Source organism: Streptomyces glaucescens, assembly GCF_002154375.1.
Taxonomy (GTDB): Bacteria; Actinomycetota; Actinomycetes; order Streptomycetales; family Streptomycetaceae; genus Streptomyces; species Streptomyces glaucescens.
The window spans coordinates 1-3,038 of record NZ_MUND01000274.1 but is presented as its reverse complement, the minus strand read 5'-3'; the positions used below and the strand labels follow the sequence as shown (position 1 = coordinate 3,038).

The window sequence follows — 3,038 nt, the reverse complement described above, 5'->3', positions numbered from 1 at the left end:
GGCGGCGAGGGCGGCCCGCTGCGGGCCGCCCTCGCCGCCGTACTGGCCGCCCCCGGGACCCCGCGCCGCGAGCTGCGCGACCTCCTGCTGGCCGAGGAGCGCGACCCGGCCGTCCTGGAAGCGCTGCTGCGGGCCGCCGCCCGGCAGGCCCCGGACGATCTGCGCGAGCTGGTCCACGGCCTCGGCGTGCGGCTCGTGCGCACTCCCGACGGGGCGACCCGCTACGACCGGAGCCTGGTCGACCTGGCCCGTGAGGTGCCGGGATTCGCCGCGCGCATGGCCGGCTGGCTGTCCGGGGAGCCCGGTGACTGGGCCGCGCTCGTCGGGCCCAGCACCCGCCGGACGCTGGAGCATCTGGCGGGCGTACGGGTGCCCGCGTGAGCGCACGGCGTGATCCGCGGGGTGCGGCGATCCATGTCCCGATCCACGTCCCGGTCCATGGCCCGCCGGGTGCGACGGGTCACAGCGACCATGCCGATGCGGGCGGCGGAGACCCGGCATGGCACCCTTAGAGCTGCATAAGAGGCATCCGTAAGAGTCAGACACGGGTTCGAGGAGCGGTCACAGTGCAGCGCTGGCGTGGCTTGGAGGACATCCCCCAGGACTGGGGGCGCAGCGTCGTCACCATCGGCTCCTACGACGGAGTCCACCGCGGACACCAGCTGATCATCCGGCACGCCGTGGAACGCGCCCGCGAGCTGGGCGTCCCCGCCGTCGTGGTCACCTTCGACCCGCACCCCAGCGAGGTCGTCCGCCCCGGCAGCCACCCGCCGCTGCTCGCCCCGCACCACCGCCGCTGTGAACTGATGGCGGAGCTGGGCGTGGACGCGGTGCTGATCCTGCCGTTCACCACCGAGTTCTCGAAGCTGTCCGCGGCCGACTTCGTGGTCAAGGTCCTGGTCGACAAGCTGCACGCCAAGGCGGTCGTCGAGGGCCCCAACTTCCGCTTCGGCCACCGCGCGGCGGGCGATGTCGCGTTCCTCGCCGAGCAGGGCAAGACCTACGACTTCGAGGTCGAGGTCGTCGACCTGTACGTCTCCGGAGAGGCGGGCGGCGGCGAGCCGTTCTCCTCCACCCTGACCCGGCGGCTCGTCGCCGAGGGCGATGTGGCGGGCGCCGCCGAGATCCTCGGCCGGCCGCACCGCGTCGAGGGCATCGTGGTGCGCGGCGCCCAGCGCGGACGCGAACTCGGCTTCCCGACGGCCAACGTCGAGACCCTCCCGCACACCGCGGTCCCCGCCGACGGCGTCTACGCCGGCTGGCTGCACGCCCAGGGCGAGGCGATGCCGGCCGCCATCTCCGTCGGCACCAACCCGCAGTTCGACGGCACCGAGCGCACGGTGGAGGCGTACGCCATCGACCGTGAGGGCCTGGATCTGTACGGCCTTCATGTCGCCGTCGACTTCCTCGCCTACGTGCGCGGCCAGGCGAAGTTCGAGACGCTGGACGCGCTGCTGGAGCAGATGGCGCAGGACGTGCAGCGGTGCAGGGAGCTGGTGGCCGCGGCGGGGGACGTGGAGTCCGCATAGCCGGTGGTACGACGTGAAGGCGGCCGGTGCCTCGGGGCACCGGCCGCCTTCGTCTTGACCGGGGGAGGAGCGGGCTACTGCTGGGGCGGGGCCTCGGGACCGCCGCCCGGCTGTCCCGGCTGTCCCGGCTGTGCCGGCTGGCCCGGGTGGCCGGGGTGTCCGGGCTGCTGGCCGGGCTGGGGGTAGCCCGGCTGTTGCGGGTACGGCTGCTGGCCGGGCTGCTGCGGGTAGGGCTGCTGACCCGGCTGGGCGGGCTGTCCCGGCTGGGCGTAGGGCTGGGCCGGGGCGTAGGGCTGCTGGCCGGGATGGGCGTACTGGCCGGGCTGGCCACCAGGCATCGGCTGGCCGGGGACAGGCGGCTGGCCGGGGAACGGCTGGCCAGGGTACGGCTGGCCGGGGACGGGCTGGCCCGGCATCGGCGGGGCCGCCACGGGCGGCGGGTTGCCGTCGCTGGTCCACAGGCCCTGCGCCTGCTGGTGGCGGGCGAAGTCCTCGGCGACCATGGCCGCGAGGTTGAAGTAGGCCTCGCGCACCTTCGGCCGCATCATGTCGAGGTCGACCTCGGCACCGGCGGCCAGATGCTCGTCGAAGGGGACGACCACCACACCCCGGCAGCGGGTCTCGAAGTGCGCCACGATGTCCTCGACCTTGATCATCTTTCCGGTCTCGCGGACACCGGAGATGACGGTGATCGAGCGGGACACCAGGTCGGCGTACCCGTGCGCGGAGAGCCAGTCCAGGGTGGTGCTCGCGCTGCTCGCGCCGTCCACGGACGGGGTGGAGATGATGATGAGCTGGTCGGCCAGGTCGAGCACACCACGCATGGCGCTGTAGAGCAGACCGGTGCCCGAGTCGGTGAGGATGACCGGGTACTGCCGGCCCAGGACGTCGATCGCGCGCCGGTAGTCCTCGTCGTTGAACGTCGTGGAGACGGCCGGGTCGACGTCGTTGGCGATGATCTCCAGGCCGGAGGGGGCCTGCGAGGTGAACCGCCGGATGTCCATGTACGAGTTCAGGTACGGGATCGCCTGGACGAGGTCGCGGATGGTGGCCCCGGTCTCGCGGCGCACCCGGCGGCCGAGCGTACCGGCGTCCGGGTTGGCGTCGATCGCGAGGATCTTGTCCTGCCGCTCGATGGCGAGCGTGGAGCCGAGCGCGGTGGTCGTGGTGGTCTTGCCGACGCCGCCCTTGAGGCTGATGACCGCGATGCGGTAGCAGGACAGCACCGGCGTGCGGATCAGCTCCAGCTTGCGCTGCCGCTCGGCCTCCTCCTTCTTCCCGCCGAGCTTGAACCGGCCGCCGCCGGCCGCCGGGCGGCTGCTCTTCGCCTTCTGCTTCCTGCTGTTGAGCAGCCGGTCCGAGGACAGCTCCACGGCCGCCGTGTAACCGAGCGGTGCGGCACCGGGGTTGGTGGGCTGCCGCTGGTCGTGCTGCACCGGCTGCGGCCACGCGGCACCGGACCGGGGGTCGACGGGGGGCTGGGCGAACGAGGGCTGCGCGAACGGGGGT

General features: G+C 73.2%; 2 protein-coding genes and 1 pseudogene. 2 read left to right on the top strand and 1 reads right to left on the bottom strand.

The window, feature by feature from the left end; genetic code table 11:
* Window positions 1–381: pseudogene (locus CCN42_RS18950) on the top strand (serine protease); the annotation flags it as partial.
* A gap of 185 nt (window positions 382–566) precedes the next feature.
* A complete protein-coding gene (locus CCN42_RS18945) occupies window positions 567–1,529 on the top strand; it encodes a bifunctional riboflavin kinase/FAD synthetase (protein WP_086737253.1) in 963 nt (320 codons plus the stop codon).
* Window positions 1,530–1,603: 74 nt separating this feature from the next.
* Here the strand turns inward: CCN42_RS18945 and CCN42_RS18940 are convergent.
* On the bottom strand, window positions 1,604–3,038 hold a 1,435-nt coding region (locus CCN42_RS18940; protein ID WP_143661949.1), incomplete at its 5' end, for a MinD/ParA family ATP-binding protein.